18 protein-coding genes, 1 tRNA gene and 1 pseudogene are annotated in these 23,542 nt (G+C 73.4%); 9 read left to right on the top strand and 11 right to left on the bottom strand.

Going from position 1 to position 23,542, the window contains the following annotated elements; all coding sequences use genetic code 11:
- Positions 1 to 457 precede the first annotated feature (457 nt).
- Both AB0B40_RS11460 and nrfD read left to right on the top strand, forming a co-directional pair.
- Positions 458 to 1,471, top strand: a complete 1,014-nt coding sequence (locus tag AB0B40_RS11460) for a 4Fe-4S dicluster domain-containing protein (RefSeq protein WP_362263774.1) — start codon at positions 458 to 460, stop codon at positions 1,469 to 1,471.
- A gap of 218 nt (positions 1,472 to 1,689) precedes the next feature.
- Complete coding sequence (gene nrfD / locus AB0B40_RS11455; protein WP_345059899.1) at positions 1,690 to 2,622, top strand: NrfD/PsrC family molybdoenzyme membrane anchor subunit; 933 nt, start codon at positions 1,690 to 1,692, stop codon at positions 2,620 to 2,622.
- A 91-nt stretch (positions 2,623 to 2,713) separates the two neighbouring features.
- Here the strand turns inward: nrfD and AB0B40_RS11450 are convergent, their stop codons facing one another.
- A complete protein-coding gene (locus tag AB0B40_RS11450; RefSeq protein WP_362263773.1) occupies positions 2,714 to 3,304 on the bottom strand; it encodes a DUF4232 domain-containing protein in 591 nt (196 codons plus the stop codon).
- A 214-nt stretch (positions 3,305 to 3,518) separates the two neighbouring features.
- On the opposite strand from AB0B40_RS11450, the gene fdh reads away from it, so the two are divergent.
- Positions 3,519 to 6,779, top strand: a complete 3,261-nt coding sequence (gene fdh / locus AB0B40_RS11445; protein WP_362263772.1) for a formate dehydrogenase — start codon at positions 3,519 to 3,521, stop codon at positions 6,777 to 6,779.
- Between the two features lie 6 nt (positions 6,780 to 6,785).
- On the opposite strand, the gene selD is transcribed toward fdh, so the two are convergent.
- Positions 6,786 to 7,799: a selenide, water dikinase SelD gene (gene selD, locus AB0B40_RS11440; RefSeq protein WP_345059908.1), complete on the bottom strand. Its 1,014-nt coding sequence runs from the start codon at positions 7,797 to 7,799 to the stop codon at positions 6,786 to 6,788.
- A 37-nt stretch (positions 7,800 to 7,836) separates the two neighbouring features.
- Between selD and AB0B40_RS11435 the strand changes: the two genes are divergently transcribed.
- Positions 7,837 to 7,929: transfer RNA gene (locus AB0B40_RS11435), tRNA-Sec, on the top strand.
- An 83-nt stretch (positions 7,930 to 8,012) separates the two neighbouring features.
- Here the strand turns inward: AB0B40_RS11435 and AB0B40_RS11430 are convergent.
- Together AB0B40_RS11430 and selA are read right to left on the bottom strand one after the other, a co-directional pair.
- Positions 8,013 to 9,701, bottom strand: a pseudogene (locus AB0B40_RS11430) (GTP-binding protein); the annotation flags it as partial.
- Positions 9,701 to 11,185: an L-seryl-tRNA(Sec) selenium transferase gene (gene selA / locus AB0B40_RS11425; protein ID WP_362263771.1), complete on the bottom strand. Its 1,485-nt coding sequence runs from the start codon at positions 11,183 to 11,185 to the stop codon at positions 9,701 to 9,703. The gene selA and the pseudogene AB0B40_RS11430, both read right to left, overlap by 1 nt.
- Before the next feature lie 131 nt (positions 11,186 to 11,316).
- On the opposite strand from selA, the gene AB0B40_RS11420 reads away from it, so the two are divergent.
- Entirely contained in the window at positions 11,317 to 11,640 is a 324-nt protein-coding gene (locus AB0B40_RS11420; RefSeq protein ID WP_362263770.1) for a hypothetical protein, read from the top strand.
- A gap of 24 nt (positions 11,641 to 11,664) precedes the next feature.
- Here AB0B40_RS11420 and AB0B40_RS11415 read toward each other — a convergent pair whose 3' ends face one another.
- From AB0B40_RS11415 to AB0B40_RS11405, 3 genes are all read right to left on the bottom strand, one after another.
- The gene (locus tag AB0B40_RS11415; RefSeq protein WP_362263769.1) at positions 11,665 to 12,696 is read right to left on the bottom strand and encodes an MASE1 domain-containing protein; all 1,032 of its coding nucleotides are present in this window, start codon (positions 12,694 to 12,696) and stop codon (positions 11,665 to 11,667) included.
- A gap of 65 nt (positions 12,697 to 12,761) precedes the next feature.
- On the bottom strand, positions 12,762 to 13,592 hold the full coding sequence (locus tag AB0B40_RS11410; protein WP_345059920.1) for a PP2C family protein-serine/threonine phosphatase: 831 nt from the start codon (positions 13,590 to 13,592) through the stop codon (positions 12,762 to 12,764).
- Positions 13,593 to 13,699: 107 nt separating this feature from the next.
- Positions 13,700 to 14,020, bottom strand: coding sequence for a hypothetical protein (locus tag AB0B40_RS11405; RefSeq protein ID WP_345059923.1), 321 nt, complete (start codon positions 14,018 to 14,020; stop codon positions 13,700 to 13,702).
- Between the two features lie 219 nt (positions 14,021 to 14,239).
- Between AB0B40_RS11405 and AB0B40_RS11400 the strand changes: the two genes are divergently transcribed.
- Positions 14,240 to 14,557: a hypothetical protein gene (locus tag AB0B40_RS11400; protein WP_345059926.1), complete on the top strand. Its 318-nt coding sequence runs from the start codon at positions 14,240 to 14,242 to the stop codon at positions 14,555 to 14,557.
- A gap of 35 nt (positions 14,558 to 14,592) precedes the next feature.
- On the opposite strand, the gene AB0B40_RS11395 is transcribed toward AB0B40_RS11400, so the two are convergent.
- Positions 14,593 to 15,285 carry an alpha/beta hydrolase gene (locus tag AB0B40_RS11395; RefSeq protein ID WP_345059928.1) on the bottom strand — a complete coding sequence of 231 codons (693 nt, stop codon included), beginning with the start codon at positions 15,283 to 15,285 and terminating at the stop codon, positions 14,593 to 14,595.
- Between the two features lie 105 nt (positions 15,286 to 15,390).
- The gene (locus AB0B40_RS11390) at positions 15,391 to 16,599 is read right to left on the bottom strand and encodes a hypothetical protein (RefSeq protein ID WP_362263768.1); all 1,209 of its coding nucleotides are present in this window, start codon (positions 16,597 to 16,599) and stop codon (positions 15,391 to 15,393) included.
- 172 nt (positions 16,600 to 16,771) lie between these two features.
- On the opposite strand from AB0B40_RS11390, the gene AB0B40_RS11385 reads away from it, so the two are divergent.
- Entirely contained in the window at positions 16,772 to 18,217 is a 1,446-nt protein-coding gene (locus tag AB0B40_RS11385) for a glyceraldehyde-3-phosphate dehydrogenase (protein WP_345059932.1), read from the top strand.
- A gap of 79 nt (positions 18,218 to 18,296) precedes the next feature.
- Here AB0B40_RS11385 and AB0B40_RS11380 read toward each other — a convergent pair whose 3' ends face one another.
- On the bottom strand, positions 18,297 to 20,243 hold the full coding sequence (locus tag AB0B40_RS11380; RefSeq protein WP_362263767.1) for a collagenase: 1,947 nt from the start codon (positions 20,241 to 20,243) through the stop codon (positions 18,297 to 18,299).
- A gap of 247 nt (positions 20,244 to 20,490) precedes the next feature.
- Complete coding sequence (locus AB0B40_RS11375; protein ID WP_345059937.1) at positions 20,491 to 21,444, bottom strand: LysR family transcriptional regulator; 954 nt, start codon at positions 21,442 to 21,444, stop codon at positions 20,491 to 20,493.
- Between the two features lie 288 nt (positions 21,445 to 21,732).
- On the opposite strand from AB0B40_RS11375, the gene AB0B40_RS11370 reads away from it, so the two are divergent.
- Together AB0B40_RS11370 and AB0B40_RS11365 are read left to right on the top strand one after the other, a co-directional pair.
- Entirely contained in the window at positions 21,733 to 22,305 is a 573-nt protein-coding gene (locus AB0B40_RS11370; protein WP_345059940.1) for a WHG domain-containing protein, read from the top strand.
- 24 nt (positions 22,306 to 22,329) lie between these two features.
- The gene (locus tag AB0B40_RS11365; RefSeq protein WP_345059943.1) at positions 22,330 to 23,505 is read left to right on the top strand and encodes a GDSL-type esterase/lipase family protein; all 1,176 of its coding nucleotides are present in this window, start codon (positions 22,330 to 22,332) and stop codon (positions 23,503 to 23,505) included.
- Positions 23,506 to 23,542 lie beyond the last annotated feature (37 nt).

The raw sequence follows: 23,542 nt of genomic DNA, 5'->3' as shown, positions 1-23,542 counted from the left end.
AATACGCCGCAGGTTAACCCACCCTCGCGGCCTGGGACAAAGCAATCGGCCAACCCTCCGCGCCCGCGGGATTTCAACGCCCGGGGCGGGTGTGAGGTCGCGTCGGCGGGGTAGGCGCCTGGGTTTGGCGGACGGTTACCGGGGAGTCGGGAGGCACCGCGGTGCGCTCCGCCGGTGGGCCCCCGGGCCCGGCCGGGCGGGTGCGGTGCGGTGCCGGTGCGCGATCGCCGTTTCGGGCGCGCGGAGCGGGGGCACCCGTGCCAGGCTCGGAACAGGGCACACGGAGTGAGGGATCCGACACCGGCGGAGGGCGAACGCCCGGTGCCTCGGCGAAGCGGCGGAAACCACGCCCGTGCCGAGGGCGTCCGGCCGACGTCTCCTCATTCCTCATTCCTCCGGACATCCGGAGGGGCCGGTGCCCGGGGCGGCCGAGCGGCCGGGAACGAGGAGGGACGGCATGGGCGACGCCGAGGACGGACGGGGCAACGCGCTGTACGGCCCCCAGCCGGACGTGGCCGGGGCGTCGGGCTACCCGGACGCCCCGCCCCGGGTGGGCTTCTTCACCGACACCTCCGTGTGCATCGGCTGCAAGGCCTGCGAGGTGGCCTGCAAGGAGTGGAACGCGGTCCCGGAGGACGGCCTCGAACTGACCGGTATGTCCTACGACAACACGCGCGGTCTCGGCGCCGACACCTGGCGGCACGTGGCCTTCGTGGAGCAGCGCAAGCCATTGGGCGGGCAGGAGCCCGGTGTCGCGCACGACGACGTGGACATCTTCGCCGCCGCCTCCCGGCTCGGCACCGATGCCGCCTCCCCCGGCTCCCCGGCGGCCTCCGCCTCTCCCGCTCCCGCGGTGGAGGCGCCCGCCGGGCAGATCTCCCCCGTCTCCCCCGACGGCCGCACCGAACTGCGCTGGCTGATGTCCTCCGACGTGTGCAAGCACTGCACGCACGCCGCCTGCCTGGACGTGTGTCCCACCGGGGCGCTGTTCCGCACCGAGTTCGGCACGGTCGTCGTCCAGGAGGACATCTGCAACGGCTGCGGCTACTGCGTGCCCGCCTGCCCGTACGGCGTCATCGACCAGCGCAAGGACGACGGCCGGGTGTGGAAGTGCACCCTGTGCTACGACCGGCTCGGCGTCGGTCTGGAGCCGGCCTGCGCCAAGTCGTGCCCGACGGAGTCCATCCAGTTCGGCCCGCTGGAGGAGCTGCGGGAGCGGGCGCGGGCGCGGGTGACGCAGCTGCACGCCGCCGGGGTGACCGACGCCCGCCTGTACGGCGAGAGCCCCGACGACGGGGTCGGCGGCGCCGGCGCGTTCTTCCTGCTGCTGGACGAGCCGGAGGTCTACGGCCTGCCCCCGGACCCGGTGGTCACCACGCGGGACCTGCCCGGCATGTGGCGGCACGCGGCCGTGGCCGCCGCTTCCCTGGTGGCCCTGGCGGTCGGGAGCTTCGTGAGGAGGCCGCGATGACACCGGACGGTTCCGGAGGGTTCTGGAGGAGTCCGCGACGGCTCCGGACGGTGGCGCGAGGAGACCGCGACGGCTCCCGCCCGTTCCGCGAGGGGACCGCGGCCCCCGGGTCGGACGTCGCCCGGGACGGCGTGGGGGGCGCGCGGCCCGGCCGGGAGGCGGTGACCGGTGCCCCCGGCAAGCGTCGCGGGGGCCGGGGCCGCAGGGGCGAGCGGTCCATGGTGCCGGACGCCGAGTTCTCGTCGTACTACGGCGCACCCGTGCTCAAGAAGCCGACGTGGAAGCCGCTGGACATCGCCGGGTACCTGTACCTCGGCGGGCTGGCCGGGGCGTCCTCGCTGCTGGCGGCCGGGGGTCAGCTGACCGGGCGGCCGGGGCTCGCGGTGCCGGCGAAACTGGGGGCGGCCGGGGCCATCTCGCTGTCCCTGGCGGCGCTCGTCCACGACCTGGGCCGGCCCTCCCGGTTCCTGAACATGCTCCGGGTGTTCAAGCCGACGTCCCCGATGAGCGTCGGCTCGTGGCTGGTGGCGGGGTACGCGCCGCTGGCGCTGACCGCCGCGGCCACCGAGGTGGCGGGGCGGTACCGGCCGCTGGGCTCGGCCGCCACACTGGCCTCCGCCGTCCTCGGCCCGGCCGTGGCGACGTACACCGCGGTGCTGCTGGCGGACACGGCGGTGCCGTCCTGGCACGAGGGCTACCGCGAACTGCCGTTCGTCTTCGCGGGCTCGGCCGCCACCGCGGCGTCGGGCCTGGCCCTGGCCGCGGCCCCGCCCGCTCAGGCGGGGCCCGCCCGCCGGCTGGCGGTCCTCGGGGCCGCCCTGGAGCTGGGTGCCGTCCGGACGATGAAGCGGCGGATGGGCCTGGCCGCCGAGCCCCTGGAGCAGGGCGGCCCGGGTCTGCTGATGCGCGCCGCGGAACTGCTGACCACGGGCGGCGCGGTGCTCTCCGTGGCCGGCGGGCGGGACCGGCGCCTCGCCGTGGCCGCGGGCTGCGCGCTGCTCGCGGGCTCGGCGGCCCTGCGCTTCGGCGTCTTCCACGCCGGCGTCGCCTCGGCCGAAGACCCCGCGTACACCGTCACACCCCAGCGAGAGCGCCTGACGGCGCGGGGCGGCCAGGTCACGCGCCCACCGGGCGACAGCCGGAGCACCTGACGACGACGCGGGGCGGCCAGGTCACGCGCCCCGTGCCGCGAGCGTCGCGGCACGGGGCGTGGCACACGTCCGGTTCACGCGGCCGTCGTGGTCAGGGGTTGACGTGGATCCGGTACGCCAGCGCGGTGACCCGGAGGTCGCCGTGGTCGACCCACTCCGGGAACTTGAGCGTCTTGTGGCTGGTCGCCGCGGGCGGCGTGACCTGGAGGTAGGCGGCGTGGACGGCGCCGGAGGTTCCGGTGTTGGCGTGCGTCCACGCTATGACCGCCTCCGCGCTCTGGCCCTTGCGGAGCGTCAGGGTGGTCTTGGCGGGGCTCTTCGCGTACCAGGTGTCGCCCCAGTGGGTGGTCGAGGGCAGCGTCCGGTGGGCGGAGTTCTCCAGCCCGAGGCCCGGGTAGCCCCGCAGCAGGCAGGTGTGGGAGCCGGTGTTCTTGAGCCGCACCACCACGCCCTGGTGGTTCATGCCGCCGCCCAGTGTCCGGCCGAACGAGGCGGTGAGCCCCGCCACGGAGCAGGTGGGCGTCGCGGACGCGGCGCCGGCGGCCTGTGCCACCCCGGCACCGGCGGTCCCGAGTCCGGCCACGGTGGTCACGGCGAGCGCCGCCCGCGCGAGGCGCCGGCGGCGGTCGGACCGCCGGACGGCGGCGGCCCCGGTCGTGTGGGTCTGGTCCTGATGGGTCATGGTGAGCGTTCTTCCCTTCGGTCTGGACTCCATGGCTCGCCTTGCACATCGGGTGAGATGCGGGACGTGCCGGAAAAGTTCGCGGCGGAACGGGAAAGGCCCGCCCCACCGTGGCTGTTTGGCCACACCCGGCGGGGGTACTCCCGTCCGCGGCAGGAGATGCCGAGATCCCGCGGGTGCGGGAAAATCGGGGAGGCGAGCGGAAGGAGGAGTCGTGGGCGTGCGCACATGGATCGACTCCTGGCCGGTGTACCGCCAGCTCACCGGCACGGATCCGCTCGGCCGGGGCGCCGCCGCCAAGAGCGGGCGCAGCGCGCGGCTGACGCCCCGGGTGGCCACGGCGGACCGGGTGGTGAAATCCGTCTGCCCGTACTGCGCGGTCGGCTGCGGCCAGAACGTGTACGTCCAGGACGGCCGGGTCACGCAGATCGAGGGCGATCCGGACTCCCCCGTCTCGCGCGGGCGGCTGTGCCCCAAGGGCGCGGCCAGCCTCCAGCTGACCACCGGCGACGCCCGCGAGCAGCAGGTCCTCTACCGGCGTCCGCACGGCACCGAGTGGGAGCGGCTGGACCTGGACACGGCGATGGACATGATCGCCGACCGGGTGATCGAGGCCCGCCGGGCCGGCTGGCAGTGGGAGGTCGACCAGGCCCGCACCCGGCGCACCCTGGGCATCGCGAGCCTCGGCGGGGCGACGCTCGACAACGAAGAGAACTACCTGCTCAAGAAGCTCTTCACCGCGCTGGGAGCGATCCAGATCGAGAACCAGGCGCGTGTTTGACACTCCTCCACCGTTCCCGGTCTGGGAACCTCGTTCGGCCGCGGCGGCGCGACCACCTTCCAGCAGGACCTGCAGAACGCGGACTGCATCCTCATCGAGGGCTCGAACATGGCCGAGTGCCATCCGGTCGGGTTCCAGTGGGTGATGGAGGCCAAGGCCCGCGGTGCGAAGGTGATCCACGTCGATCCGCGGTTCACCCGCACCAGCGCGCTCGCCGACGTGCACGTGCCGCTGCGCGCGGGCACGGACATCGCCTTCCTCAACGGGATCGTCAACTACGTGCTCCAGCAGGAGAAGTACTTCCGTGAGTACGTCGTGGCCTACACCAACGCGCCGGTGATCCTGCGTGAGGACTTCCGGGACACCGAGGACCTCGCCGGTGTCTTCTCCGGCCTCGACCCCGACAGCCGCAGCTACGACAACACCAGCTGGCAGTACGAGGGCACCGAGATCCAGGCCGCCTCGGGCGAGCGCGACGAGGAGTACGGGGCGCGCACCGGCGGCGCCGGTTCCCTGACCGAGGCCGCGCGGGGCGAGGCCCATGGTTCCGGCGGCCCGGTGATCGGCGAGGGCGAGCCGGAGCGGGACGAGACGCTCACGCACCCGCGCTGCGTGTTCCAGGTGCTCAGGCGGCACTACGCCCGTTACACACCGGAGCTGGTCGAGCAGGTCTGCGGGGTGCCGCGGGATCTGTTCCGGCAGGTGTGCGAGCTGGTCACGGAGAACTCCGGACGCGACCGGACGACGGCCTTCGCCTACGCGGTCGGCTGGACGCAGCACACGGTGGGCGTGCAGAACATCCGGGCGGCCTCGGTCCTGCAGACCCTGCTCGGCAACATCGGCCGGCCGGGCGGCGGCATCCTCGCCCTGCGCGGGCACGCCTCCATCCAGGGCTCCACGGACATCCCGACCCTGTTCAACCTGCTGCCCGGCTACATCCCGATGCCGCACGCCCACCAGAACGAGGACCTGGACGCCTACGTCCGGGCCGAGGCGGCGCACAAGGGCTACTGGGGCAACATGCGCGCGTACCTGGTGAGCCTGCTCAAGGCGTACTGGGGTGACGCGGCGACGGCCGACAACGACTTCTGCTTCGACTACCTGCCCCGGCTGACCGGCTCCCACTCGACGTACGAGACGACGATGGCCCAGCTGGAAGGTGTCTGCAAGGGCTACTTCCTGGTCGGCGAGAACCCGGCGGTGGGCAACGCGAACGCCAAGCTGATGCGGCTCGGCATGGCCAACCTCGACTGGCTGGTCGTCCGCGACTTCTCGCTCATCGAGTCGGCGACCTGGTGGAAGGACGGCCCCGAGACCGAGACGGGCGAGCTGCGCACCGAGGACATCCGCACCGAGGTGTTCTTCCTGCCGGCCGCCGCGCACACCGAGAAGGACGGCAGTTTCACCAACACCCAGCGCATGCTCCAGTGGCACCACCAGGCGGTCGAGCCGCCCGGCGAGGCACGCAGCGACCTGTGGTTCGCCTACCACCTGGGGCGGATCATCCGGGACAGGCTGGCCGGGTCGCGGGACGAGATGGACCGGCCGGTGCTCGACCTGGCCTGGGACTACCCGACGAAGGGCAGGATCGCCGAACCCGACGCGGAGGCGGTGCTCGCCGAGATCAACGGCCGGGACGCCGGGGGCGCTCCGCTCTCCTCCTACGAGCAGCTGAGGCCCGACGGCTCGACGGCCTGCGGCTGCTGGATCTACTGCGGTGTCTATGCCGACGGGGTCAACCAGGCGGCCCGCCGCAAGCCCGGCCGGGAGCAGGACTGGGTGGCGGCAGAGTGGGCGTGGGCCTGGCCGGCCAACCGCCGGATCCTGTACAACCGCGCCTCCGCCGACCCCGAGGGCAGGCCGTGGAGTGAGCGCAAGGCGCTGGTGTGGTGGGACGCGGAGAAGGGGGAGTGGACGGGGCACGACGTCCCGGACTTCAAGAAGGACAAGACGCCGGACCACGAGCCGCCCGACGACGCCACCGGGCCCGAGGCCCTGTCCGGTACGGACCCGTTCATCATGCAGGCCGACGGCAAGGCCTGGCTGTACGTGCCGTCCGGGCTCACCGACGGTCCGCTGCCGGCCCACTACGAGCCGCAGGACTCCCCGTTCCGGAACCTCGTCCACGAGCAGCAGCGCAACCCCGTACGGCAGTTGCTGCGACCGCACCCCGACAACCGCTACCAGCCGAGCGGTGACGAGCCGGGCTCCCAGGTGTTCCCGTTCGTCGCCACCACCTACCGGCTCACCGAGCACCACACGGCGGGCGGTATGTCCCGCTGGCAGCCGTATCTGGCGGAACTGCAACCGGAGTTCTTCTGCGAGGTGTCGCCGGAACTGGCCGCCGAGCGGGGGCTGGCGCACACGGGGTGGGCGACGATCGTCAGCGCGCGCGGTGTGATCGAGGCGCGGGTGCTGGTCACCGACCGGATGATCCCGCTGACCGTGCAAGGGCGCCGGCTGCACCAGGTGGGGCTGCCGTACCACTGGGGCCCGAACGGTTACAGCACCGGGGACGCCGCCAACGAGCTGCTGCATCTGTCCCTCGACCCGAACACGCACATCCAGGAGACGAAGGCGTTCGCGGTCGACATCCGCCCGGGACGACGCCCACGGGGCCCGGCGAGCGTGGCGCTGGTGCGGGCGTACCGGATCCGGGCGGGCATCGACGAGCACACCGGGACGCAGCCGTGAGCGGGACTACCTGAGTACGACGGAGTGCGGCCCGCGCGGCACCAGCTCTCCCACCACCGGCGCTCCGGGCACCTCCCCGGCGACGAGCAGCCCGCCGGAGGTCTGCGCGTCGGCGAGGAGCAGCCGGGTGTCCTCGTCGGTGTCCCCGAAGTCAGTGAACGGCGTGACCCACTCCAGGTTGCGCCGGGTGCCTCCGCTGACGTACCCGTCGCGTACGGCCTCCCGGGCGCCCTCCAGGTAGGGGACGGCGGCGGTGTCGACCACGGCGGTCACACCGGAGGCCCGGGCCAGCTTGTGCAGATGGCCGAGGAAACCGAATCCGGTGACGTCGGTGGCGCACTCGGCCCCGGCGTCCAGCGCGGCCAGGGACGCCTCCCGGTTGAGGGCGGCCATGGTGGCTACGGCGTGCTCGAACCGCTCGCCGGTGGCCTTGTGGCGGTTGTTCAGGACGCCGAGGCCCAGCGGTTTCGTCAGGGACAGCGGCAGCCCCGGCCGGCCGGCGTCGTTGCGCAGCAGCCGCTCGGGGTCGGCGATGCCGGTGACGGCCATGCCGTACTTGGGCTCGGGGTCGTCGATGCTGTGTCCCCCGCCGACGTGGCAGCCCGCCTGTGTGGCGACGTCGAGTCCGCCGCGCAGCACCTCGCGGGCGAGGTCGAACGGGAGCCGGTCGCGCGGCCAGGCGAGCAGGTTGACGGCGAGCACGGGCCGGCCGCCCATCGCGTACACGTCCGACAGGGCGTTGGCAGCGGCGATCCGGCCCCAGTCGTAGGGGTCGTCGACGACCGGGGTGAAGAAGTCCGCCGTGCACACCAGGGCGGTTCCCCGGTGGGTGACCACGGCCGCGTCGTCGCCGGTGGCGAGGCCGACGAGCAGCGGGGTGTCACCGCCGGCGAGCGGCGGCACGGTCAGTCCGGCGACCACGTCCTCCAGTTCGCCGGGCGGGATCTTGCAGGCGCAGCCGCCGCCGTGGGCGAACTGGGTGAGCCGTACGGAGGTCTGTCGGGCCGGTGTCGATGTCATGGCGGCGGTCTCCCGGGGCACTAGTCTGGCGAGCGGTGGAGGCGTGTGGGTGCCTGGTGGCCCTCCCGGTCTTCAAAACCGAGGTGCCCGAGGATCTCGGGCAGGCGGGTTCGATTCCCGTCCGCCTCCGTTCCCCTCCGCCGTACGGCAGCGGCGGCGCTGGTCGTCGACGCGCTCCGTGTGTCCCCGGGCGTCCAGGAACTCCAGCAGCGGTACGGCCACCCGGCGGGTGGTGTCCAGCGCGTGCCGGGCCTCGCTGAGCGTGAACGGCTGGGGCAGTGTGCGCAGGACGGCGGCGGCGTCGGCGTCCGCGCCGGGCAGCAGCACGATCCCGTCGGCGATCCGCAGCAGGGCCCCGGCGGCAGCCGCGGCGGCCAGCGCCCTGCGGTCCAGCCCCAGTTCGGTGAGGCGCCCGGCCTCGGGGGCCCGGAACGGGGTGCGGGCGAGGTCCCGGCGCAGGGCGTCCACGGCCGCGCCGACGGGTGCGGGCAGGGCGGGCCGGAGTGCGTCAGCCGGGTACAGGCGCCCCTGGCGGGCGCGGAGCCGGGGCTGTGCCGCCGCCAGCGCGTCGACCAGGGCGCGGTCGGGCAGCCCGAGCAGCCGGCGGGCCGCCTCCGTGGGCAGGCCGGGCTCCAGCGGGTGGGCGCGGGCGTGTTCGTCGACCCGGTCGGCCAGCCGGTCCTGGAGGTCGCTCCAGTGCGCGGCGTCGGCCAGCCAGTCCCCCGCGACGGGGTCCCCGGGCGCCGGGATCCCCATCGCCCGCAGGTCGGCGCACCGGACGAGTCTGCGACGGCGCAGTTCGGCGAGGCCGTCGGGACGGCCGTCCATGGCGTCCAGCTCGGCCGCGCGGGCCCGCCCGGCGCCTCTGCGGGCCAGCCGGGGCGGCCGTACGTCCAGGACGGTGACCCCGCAGGGGGTGCGGCTGCCGCCGGGCTCCCGGAGCACGGCGCGGTCGCCGGTCCGCAGCGGCAGTCCCCGGCTCAGGGTCAGCCGGGCGGTGTCCTCGCCGAGCGGGCGGACGGTCACCGGCACGGCGGCCGTCCCGATGTGCAGGGTGACGCACCGGGGCAGGTCGGCCGCCGGCTCTCCGGTGATCCGTACGTCGGCCACCTCCGTGCGCAGCCAGCGGTCCGGGGTCAGCAGCACCTGCCCGCGGCGCAGGGTGTCGGCTCCGGGTCCGTGCACGTTGACGGCGACGCGGGCGACCGCGCCGACGGCCGTCCGCTCCTCGTGCAGGCTCTGCAGGCCGCGCACCCGCAGCACGGCCGACCCGTCCGCGGTGACCAACCGGTCGCCGACGCGCAGGGTGCCGGCGCCGAGGGTGCCGGTCACCACGGTGCCGTGGCCGTGGACGGTGAAGGCCCGGTCGAGCCACAGGCGTATGTCGGCCCCGGTGTCGGGGTCGGGCAGTTCGCCCGCCAGGCCGGCGAGTGCGGCACGGAGTTCGTCCAGTCCCGCGCCGGTGACCGCGCTGACGGCGACCGACGCGACCGTGCCGAGGGAGGTGGCGGCCAGGCGCTCGAGGGCGTCGGCGCGTACCGGTTCGGGGTCGGCGAGGTCGCTGCGGGTCACCGCGAGGACGGCGTGGCGGACGCCGAGCGCGTCGAGGATGGCGAGGTGTTCCTGTGACTGGGGCTGCCAGCCCTGGTCGGCGGCGACCACGAACAGTACGGCGGGGACGGGTCCGACACCGGCGAGCATGGTGGCGACGAACCGCTCGTGCCCGGGTACGTCCACGAAGGCGAGCCGGTCTCCGGCGAGGCTGGTCCACACGAAGCCCAGGTCGAGGGTGAGACCCCGGCGGCGCTCCTCCTCGTGCCGGTCGGGCTCCATGCCGGTGAGGGCGCGCACCAGGGCGGACTTGCCGTGGTCGACATGGCCGGCGGTGGCGAGGACGCGCATCACGCCCGCCGTTCCGCGGGACGCCGGTCCGCCGTCGTCCTCCCCGCGGACCGCTCGCCCCCGCCCCGCGGGGCCTGCTCGTCCCCGGGCGGCCGGTCGCGGCCGCCCGCCGACACCGCGCGGACCGCCTCCGCCAGCCGGTCGTCGTCCTCCGGCGGTACGGCTCTCAGGTCCAGCAGGCAGCGTCCGGCCTCCAGACGGCCGACGACCGGGGTGCGGCCGGTGCGCAGGGCGGCGGCGTACGGCTCCGGCAGGGACAGGGCCGCGCTGGGCAGGGTGACCCCGGGCGCTCCCCCGCCGCCGACCGTGGCGGCACTTCCGACGGCCCGTACGTCGATCCCGGCGGCGGCCAGCGCGACGGCGAGCCGGTCGGCGCGGGACCGGAGCCGGTCCGGGTCCTCGGTGAGGGCGACGGCGGTCGGGGTGGGCGGCCCGGTGAGGGTGGCCTCCAGCGCGGCGAGGGTCAGCTTGTCGACGCGCAGGGCGCGGGCCAGCGGGTGCCTGGCCAGGGCGCGCACCAGCGCCTCCTGGCCGAGCAGGAGCCCGCACTGGGGCCCGCCGAGCAGTTTGTCGCCGCTGGCGGTGACGAGCGCGGCACCGGCGCGCAGCTGGCTGTCGGCGTCGGGTTCCTCGGGCAGGGCCGGATGCGGGGCGAGCAGCCCGGAGCCGATGTCGACGACGACCGGGACGCCGAGGCCGGTGAGGTCCGCGGTCTCGGCGGACCGGGTGAAACCGGTGATCCGGAAGTTGGAGGGGTGGACCTTGAGCACGAATCCGGTGTCCGGCCCGATCACGGCCGCGTAGTCGGCGGCGGTCGTGCGGTTGGTCGTACCCACCTCGCGGAGCCGGGCGCCGGTCGAGACGAGCAGGTCGGGGAGGCGGAAGCCGTCGCCGATCTCCACCATCTCGCCCCGGCTGACGACGATCTCCTTGCCGGCCGCGAGCGCGGTGGCGGCCAGGACGAGGGCGGCGGCGCCGTTGTTCACGACGTGCGCGGCGCCGGCGGCCGGCACCCGCTCGTGCAGCGCGGCGAGCGTGGAGCGTCCCCTGTGCGCCCGTACGCCGGTCGTCAGATCCAGTTCGACGTCCGTGGGCCCGGCCGCCTCCCGGACCGCCTGCCGGGCGGCGGCGGACAGCGGGGCCCGGCCGAGGTTGGTGTGCAGCAGCACCCCGGTGGCGTTGATCACCGGGCGCAGTGCGCTCGCGGTGCCGGGCAGCAGGTCCAGGGCCGTCTGCGGGACCTGTTCCGGGGCGATGCCGCCCGCGCGGGCCTCCTCCTGCGCCTGCCGTACGGCGGCCTTGACCCGGTGCGCGCCGAGCCGGTCCACGGCGGCGGACAGTCTGGGGTCGCGCATCAGCGCGTCGGTGCGCGGGATGCGGCGGCGGGCGTCGGCCGCGTCCTGCCGCGGGGGCGGGTTCCCGGGCACGGCCGGGCGCCCCGCCGCCTCCCCGGCCGTCCGCCCTGGTACCGGCCGTTGCTCCATGACGCCCTGTCCCTCCCGTCCGACCTGCACCCCGTGCGGGTCCGCCCATCGTCTCCCAGTGCCCCTGGCGCGCCGTCCGACACGCCGGGACGCACGTTGGCCGCGGCCACCGCCCGGGTACCCGGCGCCGCATGAGCGATCAGGACCGCAACCGACAGGACGAGACCGCGCCCGCGGCCGGGCGGGCGGCGGGAAGCGAGCGTGCCGCCGACGAGCCGTTGGACCATCCGTACCCGGAGCTCCGGGCGGCGGCCCGCACCCGCCGCCACCCCGGTGAGGCGGCGGCCGTCGCGGACACCCCGCCGGGGATCCCCGGGCTCTACGGCACGACCCGTGGCGTCCGGCCGGGCACCGGCCCCTCACCGGCACGAGACCCCCGCACCGCACGGACCGGAACACCACCCGACGAACCGGACAAGGACGGCGAGGGGCCCGTGCCACGACCGCAGCGCTGACCCCGCCGGCCGGTACCCGTCGGTTCAGGGGGCACCGGTCGGCCACGAGCGGTCCTCGGCCTCGTCCTCGTCGTCGGCTGCCGTGTGCGGCCGGGGCGGTGGGGCCTCGCCGGCGGTGAGGTGTTCCAGCACCTCCACCAGTTCCTGACACGCCTTCTCCACCGAGCGCCGGGTGTTGCGCTGTTCGGTGATCAACGCGGACAGCAGCAGCGCGGTCAGGGCCATGGAGCCGTTGAACGCCTGCAGCTTCGCCATGACCGCGACGCGGGTCAGGTGCGCGAACGCACCGACACCGTCCGTGGCGGCGACGGTGGCCACCACGGAGGTGAACAGCGCGCACAGGACACTGCCGAGGAGCTGGAAGCGCAGGGCCGCCCAGACGATGAGCGGGTAGACGAGGAACAGCAGGCTGTGCGGGCTGTAGACGGCCAGCGGTACGAGAAGGCAGGCGACGACGGCCAGCGCGGTCGCCTCCTTCCACCGGCCCAGGGGCAGCGGGCGGCGCGCCCGGTGCAGCATGAGCAGCAGCGGGGTGACGATCAGGACGCCCATCGCGTCGCCCACCCACCAGGCGAGCCAGACGGGCCAGAAGCCCTCGGCGGCCAGGCTGCCCGAGAGGACGAGGCTGCCGACGCCGACGGTCGCGCTGATCGGTGTGGCGGCCAGCGCGGCCAGGAAGGTCAGGGCGAGGCCGTCGCGCAGCCGGGCGAGGTCGGTGCGGAAACCGGCCCGGCGCAGCAGGAGCGCCGCGCACAGGGGCGCGGCGGTGTTGCCGAAGAGGATGCAGAGCACCCAGACGTCGGGCGTGGTGAGGGACAGGATGGAGAAGAAGGCGCCCAGCACGATGCCGGGCCAGCAGCGCAGTCCGCAGGTCAGCAGGGCGGCCAGGGCGACGCCGCTCGCCGGCCAGAGCGGGGTGACCACCGCTCCTTCGACGGTCAGCTCCCGGATGAGACCGAGCCGGGCCGCCGCGTAGTAGCAGGCGGCGACGGCCAGCACCCGGATGGCGTAACCACCCGGCCGGCGCAGCTCCTCGATACCCAGCACAGAAGCCATCTCACACCGGTGGCCGCGGGTCGGCGAGGCGAGCGGCGCTCCCGTCCGGGCTGAACCGCCGGCGTTCAGGGCGGGGTGCACGGTGCGTCGAGGCCCACGACGAGGACGGCGGCGTCGTCGTCGTGTCCGACGCTCTCCGCGCCCTTGATCACGGCCGCCGCGAGCGAGTGGATCGCCAGCCCGGCGACGGCGGCGATGCCCGCGAGCCGCACCACCTGGTCGAGGCCGTCCTCGATGTGCAGCGAGGGTCCCTCCACCACGCCGTCGGTGAGCAGGACGAAGACCCCACCGGTGGTGAGCCGGTGCCGGGTCACCGGGAACTCGATGCCCCGCTCGATGCCGAGCGGTGGTCCTCCCTCGTCGTCGACGACGCCCGACTTTCCGTCCGCCGTGGCCCACACGCACGGGATGTGACCGGCCCGGGCGCTCTCCAGCACTCCGGTGGCCGGGTCGAGACGCATGAAGGTGCAGGTGGCGAACAGCTCGCTGCCGAGTGAGAGCAGCAGGTCGTTGGTGCGGGCCAGGAGCTCGCCCGGCTCGCCGGTGACCGAGGCGAGGGCCCGCAGTCCGGCCCGGACCTGGCCCATGAAGGCGGCGGCCTCGATGTTGTGCCCCTGCACGTCACCGATGGCCAGCCCGATCCGGCCGTCCGGGAGGGCGAAGGCGTCGTACCAGTCGCCGCCCACGTTGAGGCCGAGGTTGGCGGGTGTGTACCGCACCGCCAGATGGAGGCCGGGTGCGGTGGGCAGGTCCCGCGGGAGCATGCCCCGCTGCAGGGCGATGGCCAGCTCTACCTGGGTGCGCTGCAGCTCGGCCCGCCGGCGCGCCTGGGCGGTGAGCGAACCCAGGCGGGTCAGCAGCTCGTCGCCTTCGTCCGTGGAGCGCTTGCGGGGCATCGGTCACTTCCGGCAGGGCGGTGGCTTTCGGAGGGCCGACCGTCTGGGTGTTCGGCAAATGCCTAGATTTTACCTATATGAGGTGACCGTGCCCCACGGTCAGCGGATCAGCGGATCTCCGAGTCGATGCCGGTGATCACCGCGGGTCCGAGCGGTGCGCTCCGCTCGTCCAGTCCCGCGTCCCGCAGCGCGGAGTCCGCGAGCCGGCGCGCCTCCTCCTCCGCGTGCGGACCGGTGTCCGCTTCGACGGACAGGCGGAGGGTGAAGGTGTTGTCCTCGTTGACGCTGAGCACGTCCAGGTCCTCGGCGTTGCCCATCCGGGTGCCGTGCGGATCGGCGGGGCGCAGCGCCCGGGCCAGCCGGCTCCGGGTGTCGGCCTCGACCCCGGCGGTGAACGTGCCGGGGACGCTGATCACATAGGTCGTCATGAGAGGTCCTTTCCTCGGGCGTTCCCTCGTCTACCCCGATTCCCGGGCTTCGCACGGCGGACGGCGGCGCGGGCGCGTCACCCCCGCCCGCGCCGCCGGTCACCCGGACGGTGGACGTGCCCCGTGTCGGCTCCCTGTCGGGGCAGGGCGGAGATGGGACATTACGGACGCGGATTCCGTCCGCCCCTGTCCCTGTGTCCGCTCACGAAGGAGACGCCCATGCGCCTGTGCCGTCCACTCGCCGCCGTTCTCGGCGGTCTCGCCCTCACCCTGACCACCGCCACGGGTTCCGCGCTCGCCGCCGACGGCACGTTCACGTGGATCGGGCCGAAGGGCAAGGCGTACGCCATCGACAGTCCGCCGGACGACAAGTGCTTCGACATGGCCCAGGAGGCGCGCGGCGCCCGCAACGGGACGAAGAAGCCGCTCGTCGTCTACACGCGGAAGAAGTGCAAGGGGACGGCGTCGCGCCTCGCCCCCGGCCGGTCGGCGCCCGAGAGTGCCCGTTTCGCCAGTGTCATCTTCAACCCGCGCTGACCGTCCGCCATGCTTCCGGGGGGCGTGAGCCCCCCTCAGATCCAGCCGTCGAGCGCGCCCATGAAACCGGCGAAGTCGTCCCGGTAGAGGCTGTGCCCGGCCCCTTCGACCGTGCGGACCTCGAAGCCGCGCCGCACCAACTCCTCGCCCAGGCCGGGCCGTACGAGTTCACCGGCGCCGGCCAGCACCACCAGCGAGGGCACCACCGGGCGCGCGGGTGTCCGGCTGACCGCGTAGATGCCGGGCAGGACCCGGGCCGTGGCGGGATCCCAGTCAGCGAGCGTGGCCAGCTCGATGTCCAGGTCGTCCTCGTCCCAGCGCGGATTCAGGCTGCTGATCATCGCGCGGTGCGCGGTCTTGAAGACGGTGAAGTACGCGGAGGCCTCGACCAGTTTCTCGCGCATGTCCCAAGCCGGGTCGCAGTAGACCGCCCGGGCGGGTGCCAGCCGTTCGACGGCACCGGCCAGTGCCAGTGCTCCGAGTGAGTGACCGATCGCCAGCTCCGGGCGTGCCGGGAGGGTTTCGACCAGGTCGCCCGCCCAGGTCTCGGGGGTGTACTCGCCCCGGCCGCTCGCGCCGTGCCCGCGCAGGTCCACGCCGATGACCCGGTACCCCTTGTCCGCCAGGACGGGAGCGACGCGGTGCCAGGTGCGGTGGTCGGACATGATCCCGTGCACGAGGACGGCGATCCGGTCGCCGGTTCCCCACTCGTGGGTGTGCAGTCTCATCGGCAGCCTCTCCCCCGTCGGAATCCGTCCGATCATGTCATCGCGGAAGGATCCGGTTCCACTTGAGGGGGTCGGCGGGTCCGGCCGCGCGTGATCCGGCGTGGCTCACAGCGGGGAGCGGGCCACCACCGCCACATAGGCGCCGTACAGCAGGGAGACCAGGGTGAGGACTCCGTAGACGACGACCGCCCGGGCCCGGCGCAGCCACCAGGTCCGGGCGAGTGCGCGCGCCATCGGGACGAGCAGCGGGAAGGCGGGCAGCAGGAACCGCGGTTTGGAGGAGAAGGAGCCGGAGCCGCCGACGACGAGCAGGATCAGTACGCCGGCGAAGACCACCAGGGGCAGCGGGGCGCGGTCCAGGCACAGCAGCGCGAACAGCAGGACGCCCGCGGCGACGATCATGAGCGCCACCGGGTAGACCACGCCCCCGCCGTGCACGAGCAGGGCCTTGAGGAAGCGCACCGAACCGGCGCCGAAGTCGAAGCGGGAGCCCCACGCGCTCTGCACCGTGAAGTAGCCGCCGAGGACGTCTCCCGTCCGGCTGCCCACCCACAGCACATAGCCGAGCCAGCCCAGCGGGGCCAGGAGCGCGCCGGTCCACAGCCGGGCCGGGGGCAGGCCGGGCTGCCGTAGCCCCTCGTATCCGGCGGCGACCACGACGGCGACCGCCACGGCGAATCCGCTGGGCCGGGACAGCCCCGCCAGCGCGGCCAGGATGCCGGCCCACAGCCAGCGCCCCCTGAGCACGCAGTACAGCGACCAGGCGGCGAGCGCGGCGAACAGCGACTCGGTGTAGGCGATGGTCAGTTCGACCGCCTGCGGCAGGGCGGCCCACAGGGCGACCAGCGCGGTGGCGACGCCCCGTCCGTACAGCCGGTGGCCGATCAGGTAGATGCCGTAGGCGGCCACGCCCGCGGCGGCCCAGGCGATGAGCAGGGCGGCCTTGCCCGGGGTCAGCGGCAGGACGGTGGTCAGTGCCCTGATGAGCGCCGGATAGAGGGGGAAGAACGCCCAGTCGGTCTGGACGGCACCGTGCGGGGTGACCCAGATGAGGTCGCCGTAGCCGTGCGTGGCGATGTGCAGGTACCAGCGCGAGTCCCAGGAGTGGGCCAGGTTCCGGACCAGCCCATGCCCTTCGAGTTGATTGGTGAGGATCACCGCGAGGATGCCGGCGAGCCGGACGGCCGCGAAGAGCGCCAGGGCCGGCAGGGCGTCGTGCGGTGCACCGGCCCGGGCCGGCCGTGGCGGCCGGGTCCGGTTCGGGCCTGCGGAGAAGACGGTGGACTCGGGCCGGGGGCCGGTGGAGGTACACACGGTCCTGACCTTGTGCACGTCCGTGGGGACGTGCAATTCACCGCCCGGGTGTCGCGCGTACTTCACCCTGATTCAGGAATCCGGGACGCAGCGACCGGCCGGAGGGGGCCTGCGAGCCCGGCAAAACGGTGTGGTTATCATATGAGCGCTGCCTAGCTCGAAAGATGGATCTGTGACTGTCAACGACGACTCGTTCACCAACTGGAAGACCCGCGAGGAGATCGCGGAGTCGATGATCCCGCTCATCGGGAAGCTGCACCGCGAGCGGGACGTGACCGTCCTGCTGCACAGCCGCTCCCTGGTGAACAAGTCGGTGGTCAGCATCCTGAAGACGCACCGCTTCGCCCGGCAGATCGCCGGCGCAGAGCTGTCGGTCACCGAGACCATGCCGTTCCTGAAGGCCCTGACCGCCCTCGACCTCGGGCCGTCCCAGATCGACCTCGGCATGCTGGCCACGATGCACAAGGCCGACGAGCGCGGCCTGAGCGTGGAGCAGTTCACGGCCGAGGCCGTCGCCGGTGCCACCGGCGCCGACAAGATCGAGCGCCGGGAGCCGCGCGACGTCGTGCTCTACGGCTTCGGCCGTATCGGCCGCCTCGTCGCCCGCCTGCTGATCGAGAAGGCCGGCTCCGGCAACGGCCTCAGGCTGCGCGCCATCGTCGTCCGCGGCGGGGGCGCACAGGACATCGTCAAGCGCGCCTCGCTGCTGCGCCGCGACTCCATCCACGGCCAGTTCCAGGGCACGATCACCGTGGACGAGGACAGCAGCACGATCGTCGCCAACGGCAACGAGATCAAGGTGATCTACGCCGACGACCCGTCGCACGTGGACTACACCGAGTACGGCATCCGCGACGCCATCCTGATCGACAACACCGGCAAGTGGCGCGATCGCGAGGGCCTGTCCACGCACCTGCGCCCCGGCATCGAGAAGGTCGTGCTGACCGCCCCGGGCAAGGGCGACGTCCCGAACATCGTGCACGGCGTCAACCACGACACCATCAAGCCGGACGAGCAGATCCTGTCCTGCGCCTCCTGCACCACCAACGCGATCGTCCCGCCGCTGAAGGCCATGGACGACGAGTACGGCGTGCTGCGCGGCCACGTGGAGACCGTCCACTCGTTCACCAACGACCAGAACCTGCTGGACAACTACCACAAGTCCGAGCGCCGGGGACGTTCCGCGCCGCTCAACATGGTCATCACCGAGACCGGTGCCGCCTCCGCCGTGGCGAAGGCGCTGCCCGACCTGAAGGCGAAGATCAGCGGCAGCTCGATCCGCGTCCCGGTGCCGGACGTCTCGATCGCCATCCTCAACCTGCAGCTGGCCCGCGAGACCACCCGCGAGGAGGTCCACGACTACCTGCGCGAGGTCTCGCTGACGTCGCCGCTGAAGCGCCAGATCGACTTCACCACCGCCCCCGACGCGGTCTCCAGCGACTTCATCGGCTCACGCCACGCCTCGATCGTGGACGCCGGCGCGCTGAAGGTCGACGGCGACAACGCGATCCTCTACCTCTGGTACGACAACGAGTTCGGCTACTCCTGCCAGGTCGTCCGGGTCGTCCAGCACGTGTCGGGCGTGGAGTACCCGACGTACCCCGCGACCGCGGTCTGATCCCGCACGGTCGAGTACGCGTACGGCCGCCGACCGGGGTCTTCCGGTCGGCGGCCGTCCCGCCGGGGCGGGCGTGCGGTCAGGCCGCGGACGGCCTGGCGCAGGCGCCCGCGGCGCACGCCGTGAGCCACTGGTCGAAGTCGGCGTCGTAGCGGGTGCCGATGCCGTCGTGGTAGACGGCGTATCCGCCGGTGTAGTCACCGGTGCGGAAGCGGGCGAGCATGCGCTGGACGTCGTCGGGATGCCGCTCGGTCATGTAGCGCACGGCGAGGTAGCCCCACGGGTAGACGCGGGTCGTGTCGCTGTTGTCGTAGGTGCTCTCGAACAGGATGCTCAGCCGGTAGGTGTGCTTCCCCGCCTCCTGGACCGCCTGGTCGTCGGCGAGACCGCGGTAGCTGTAGGAGACGTACTCGGCGAGACCCTCGATCCACCACACGTCCGGCACGGAGATCTGCTGCCCGAAGTCGCCCTTCATGTCGTCACGGGCGTCCAGGAAGTGCGTGTACTCGTGGTTGAGGTTCCAGATCCGGGCCGGGAAGCCGTCGTCGCGGTCCTTCTGGTACATGACCGACATCGGCTGGTTGGCCGGGTCCGCCGGGTCGCCGCCCAGTGTCATGCCGCCGTTGTCGGTGCTGATGCCGTACATCGCGCCGGCGTACGTCTGGTAGTCGGCGCGGCTCCCGAAGACCACCAGCCGGAGGGTGGCGGCGTACTGGCCGGGTATCACCCCGCCGGCCCGCACGACCGAGCGGAAGTAGGCGTCCTGGCGGAGCACACTGGCGCAGGCGGCGTCGAGGTCGGCGGCGGTCAGCGCCTGGGCGCGGACGGTGACGTTCGCGTCGCAGCGGTGCGTGACGGGCAGCACGGCCCTGTCGAGCTTCCCCGGCAGGTCGCAGACGTCGTAGTACGCGCAGTCGGCGCTGTCGTAGTAGGCGGCCTGCGTGGCCACCGCCACCCACAGCCCGGCCGTCGGGCCGGTGATCCGGGTCCCGTCCAGCAGTTCCTTCGTCAGCGGTTGTACGGTGTCCCGCAGTTCGGGGTGTTCGAGGTAACGGGCGAGGTTCATCCCGGCGTTGGAGTCCAGGAAGGCCAGATCCGTGCCGAGCTGGTCGGTGTTGGCCAGCGCGAAGTCGTGGAGGGTGTCGATGACGCGCGGGTCGTCCGCCACCGCCTGCACGTACGCCGGGTTCCAGTTGCCTCGCCACAGCGGCGTGTAGACGTCGTTGACGGCCCTGATCATGCTGTCCACGGAGTCGTACGAGCTGTCGTAGTCGTTCAGCAGCCGCCGGTACACGTACAGGTAGCGGCCCTGCTGGTCGGCGCTGTCGGTGAGGATCACGGTCTCGCCGAGAATGTCGCCGTTGGCCGCCGTGACGTCACGGGAGTGGGAGCGGGCGAAGAAGGTGTCCATGCCGCTCGTGACGGCGGTGGCGAGGCGGGCGGTGTACGGGCCCACGTCGCCGGGGTGGTTGAAGTGCACGTAGTAGCCGGCACGCAGGAACAGGACGAGCTGCAGCAGGCTGCCGGAGTTGTCTCCGCGGTACCGCCCGGCGGCGCCGGTGAACGCGTTGGCCACGGTCAGCATCTGGGCCTGACGGAAGACGCGGCCCGCGTCCGTGCCGGTGACCGCGAAGAGGGTGTTGACGCAGTCCGGGGTCGCGGCCTTGACGTAGGAGACGAGGGCGGATCCGGTACGGCTGCCGAAGTCGGCCGGGGTACAGGAGGCCGCCTTCACCGCGGGCCGGGCCGTACGTGCGAACATCGGCTCCCGCGGCGGGAGCTGGGCCGGGCTGAGCCGCTCCCCCTGGGTCGCCGGCAGCTCGGTGGCGGCGGCCGGCGCGGCGGCCGGCGACGGGGCGGGGAGCTGGGAACGGGGCGCGGTGGCCGTGCCGGCGTGCGGCTGCGGCGCCGCCAGCGCGGGCGTGGACAGCAGGCCGGCCAGCGTGACGCAGACGGCGGCGGCGCCGGCGATGCGGCCGGCCGTGCCTCTCGGCACGCGTCCGGGCAGCGCGAAGCGATAGCGCATCGGGATTCCTCCACGAAGTGGTGCGCCTCTGTGGGGTGTTGAGGCGTGTGAGGCACTGTCTCAGCGCACCGCCCGCCCAACAATGACGTGTGACATACCACATGGCACTGCCCGCTCATAACATCCGCCGCGGGGGCCGTTCAGCCCGCGCGGCGATCACGGGCAGCGAAATCCCCCTGGGGGGTGGGATGTTCGTCCCATTGGTATGAATCGTCGTGGACCGAAGATCCCTCTCTGACTCAGGTCACTAGGCCCCGGTGCCGCTCCACGTGCGCGAGGCCCAGGTGCGCAGGTGGGGGGCCTGGGCGACGAGATCGCGGTAGGCGTCCGCCGCGGACCGCATCACCGTCTCCACGACGTCGTCGGCGACGGCGTCCGGCCGCCAGGCCAGCACGTAGCGGCACCACAGCGGGGTGCCGACCAACGGCTTGACCACGACGTGCGGGATCGGCCGCAGCGTCGGCTGCACCAGGGACACCCCGAGACCGTCGGCGATCATGCTCTGCAACTGGGTCTGGTCGCCGAGCCATTCGTGCACGGTGACCGGCGTGAACCCGGCCGCCGCGCAGGCGTCGTAGAACACCCCCGGCCAGCCGGCACCGTCGTCCGGAGTCACGAACCAGGCGTCCTCGGCGAGGTCGGCGAGCTGCACCTGGGGGCTCGGCCGCAGCCGGTGCCGGGAGGGGAGGGCGACGAACGTGGGCTCGGTGACGATCCCCCGGTGCCGTACGGCTGTCGAGTGCCGTAGCTCCATGCCCGGGTAGTCGGCGGCGATGGCGGCGTCCACCGTGCCCTCCTCCAACAGCTCCACGATGCGCGAGGACGCGTAGACGCTGGTGACCGCGATCGTCAGCTCGGGCAGCCGGGCACGGACGCGGGAGACGGTGCCGGAGAGCATGGGCGAGTTGGTCGCGGCCACCCGCAGGGTGCGGCGGGGACGGCCGGAGGCCGGGCGGTGCCCGATCGCGGCGGCCCGCGCGAGGACGTCCCGGGCCTGTTCCACGACCTCGGCTCCGTACCGGGTCGGCCGCACCCCGCTCGGTCCGCGCTCGAAGAGCGGCTCGCCCAGGTGGCGTTCGATGCGCCGCAGCTGAGTGCTCACGGCCGGCTGCGAGTAGCCCAGCTGCGCGGCGGCCCGGCCGACACCGCCCTCGTCGGCGATCGCGCACAGCACCCGCAGATGCCGCAGCTCCAGCTCCATCGCTCCCCTCCCCGTTCGTCCCCGCGGCAGGCCCGGCGCGTCGGTCCCGCGCCCGTCGCCCCGCCGGGCCCGCACCACCCCGCGCCGGTCATGGCCACGACCGGCGGACCGAAGCGTTCCATGGCGTCCTCCACGGCACAAGTCGCAGGTCCGCCAGGGTGTGCGTGGTGACCCCGGCTGCGGGACGAGACCCCGTGCCGAGGTGCGCGGGGCGTCCACGCGAGGCAAATCCTTGCCTAAAGCCTTTAGGAAGTTCCATAATGGTTTATGGCAGAGGGGAGAGCGATTATGGTGCGTGCGGGACTGACCACCGACCGCCTGGTGCGCGCCGGTGCGGAACTGGCCGACGAGGTCGGCTTCGACCAGGTCACGGCCTCAGCGCTGGCCCGGCGGTTCGACGTCAAGGTCGCGAGCCTGTACTCGCACCTGCGCAACTCCGAGGACCTGAAGACGCGGATCGCGCTGCTCGCCCTGGAGGAGCTGGCCGACCGGGCCGCCGAGGCGCTGGCCGGCCGGTCCGGCAAGGACGCCCTCGGCGCTTTCGCGAACGTGTACCGGGACTACGCCCGCGCGCACCCCGGGCGCTACGCGGCGGCCCGCCACCCGCTGGCCCCCGAGACGGCCGCCGCCAGCGCGGGAGTCCGGATCGCCCAGCTGACCCGGGCGATCCTGCGCGGCTACGACCTGTCCGAGCCGGACCAGACCCACGCGGTCCGCCTCCTCGGCAGCGTCTTCCACGGCTATGTGAGCCTGGAGACGGCCGGCGGCTTCAGCCACAGCGCGCCCGACTCCCAGGAGTCGTGGACGCGCATCCTGGACGCCCTCGACTCCCTGCTGCGCAACTGGCCCGACCACCCCTGAGACCTGGAAACGCAGGCAGACACGATGCACACCATCCCCCTCACCACCGGCCTGGTACGCGGCGCCCTCGAGCTGGAGCGCACGGCGCACGGCCTGCTCCCCCACCGGCTGCCCGCCCGGGCCCGCGCCCAGTGCGCCGACCCGCAGCTGGCCCTGGTGGAGTCCCAGCCCTCCGGCGTACGGCTGGTCTTCCGCACCCGCGCCACCACCGTCGAACTGGACGCCCTGCCGACCAAGCGGGTCTACGCCGGCCTGCCGCCCCGCCCGGACGGCGTGTACGAGCTGCTCGTGGACGGACGCCCGGCCGGCAGTGCCTCCCTCACCGGCGGCAGCACCCTCACCATCGACCTGAGCACCGGTTCCGCCGAGCACCGGCCGGGCCCGGTCGGCACCGTGCGCTTCACCGGCCTGCCGGACGCCGTCAAGGACGTGGAGATCTGGCTGCCGCACAACGAGACCACCGAACTCGTCGCGCTGCGCGCCGACGCGCCCGTCGAGCCCGTGCCCGACCGGGGCCGCAGGGTGTGGCTGCACCACGGCAGTTCGGTCAGCCACGGCTCCGACGCGGCGACCCCGACCACCGTCTGGCCGGCGCTCGCCGCCTCCCTGGGCGGAGTGGAGCTGATCAACCTCGGGCTGGGCGGCAGCGCGCTGCTCGACCCGTTCACCGCCCGGGCGCTGCGCGACACGCCCGCCGACCTGATCAGCGTCAAACTCGGTATCAACCTGGTCAACACCGACCTGATGCGGCTGCGCGCCTTCGGCCCGGCCGTGCACGGCTTCCTCGACACCATCCGCGAGGGCCACCCCGACACCCCGCTGCTCGTCGTCTCGTCGGTGCTGTGCCCGATGCACGAGGACACGCCCGGCCCCACCGCCATGGACGTGAGCGCCCTGGGCGAAGGGCGCGTGAGCTACCGGGCCACCGGGGATCCGGCCGAGCGGGCGGCCGGCAAGCTCACCCTGGCGGTGATCCGGGAGGAGCTGGCCCGGATCGTGCGGGAGCGGTCGGCCGAGGACCCGGCTCTGCACTACCTCGACGGCCGGGAGCTGTACGGCGAGGCCGACTTCGCCGAGCTGCCGCTGCACGACGGTCTGCACCCTGACACCGCCGGCCACCGCCGGATCGGCGAACGGTTCGCGGCCCTGGCGTTCGCCTCGGGAGGCCCCTTCGCCGACCGCGCGGACCGCGCCGCCTGACCGGCGGACCGCCTGACCGACGGTCCGACGGGCCGCC

Origin of the sequence: Streptomyces sp. NPDC042638, assembly GCF_040647235.1 — a bacterium.
Taxonomy (GTDB): domain Bacteria; phylum Actinomycetota; class Actinomycetes; order Streptomycetales; family Streptomycetaceae; genus Streptomyces; species Streptomyces rameus.
This window is presented reverse-complemented; position numbering and strand designations above follow the sequence as displayed.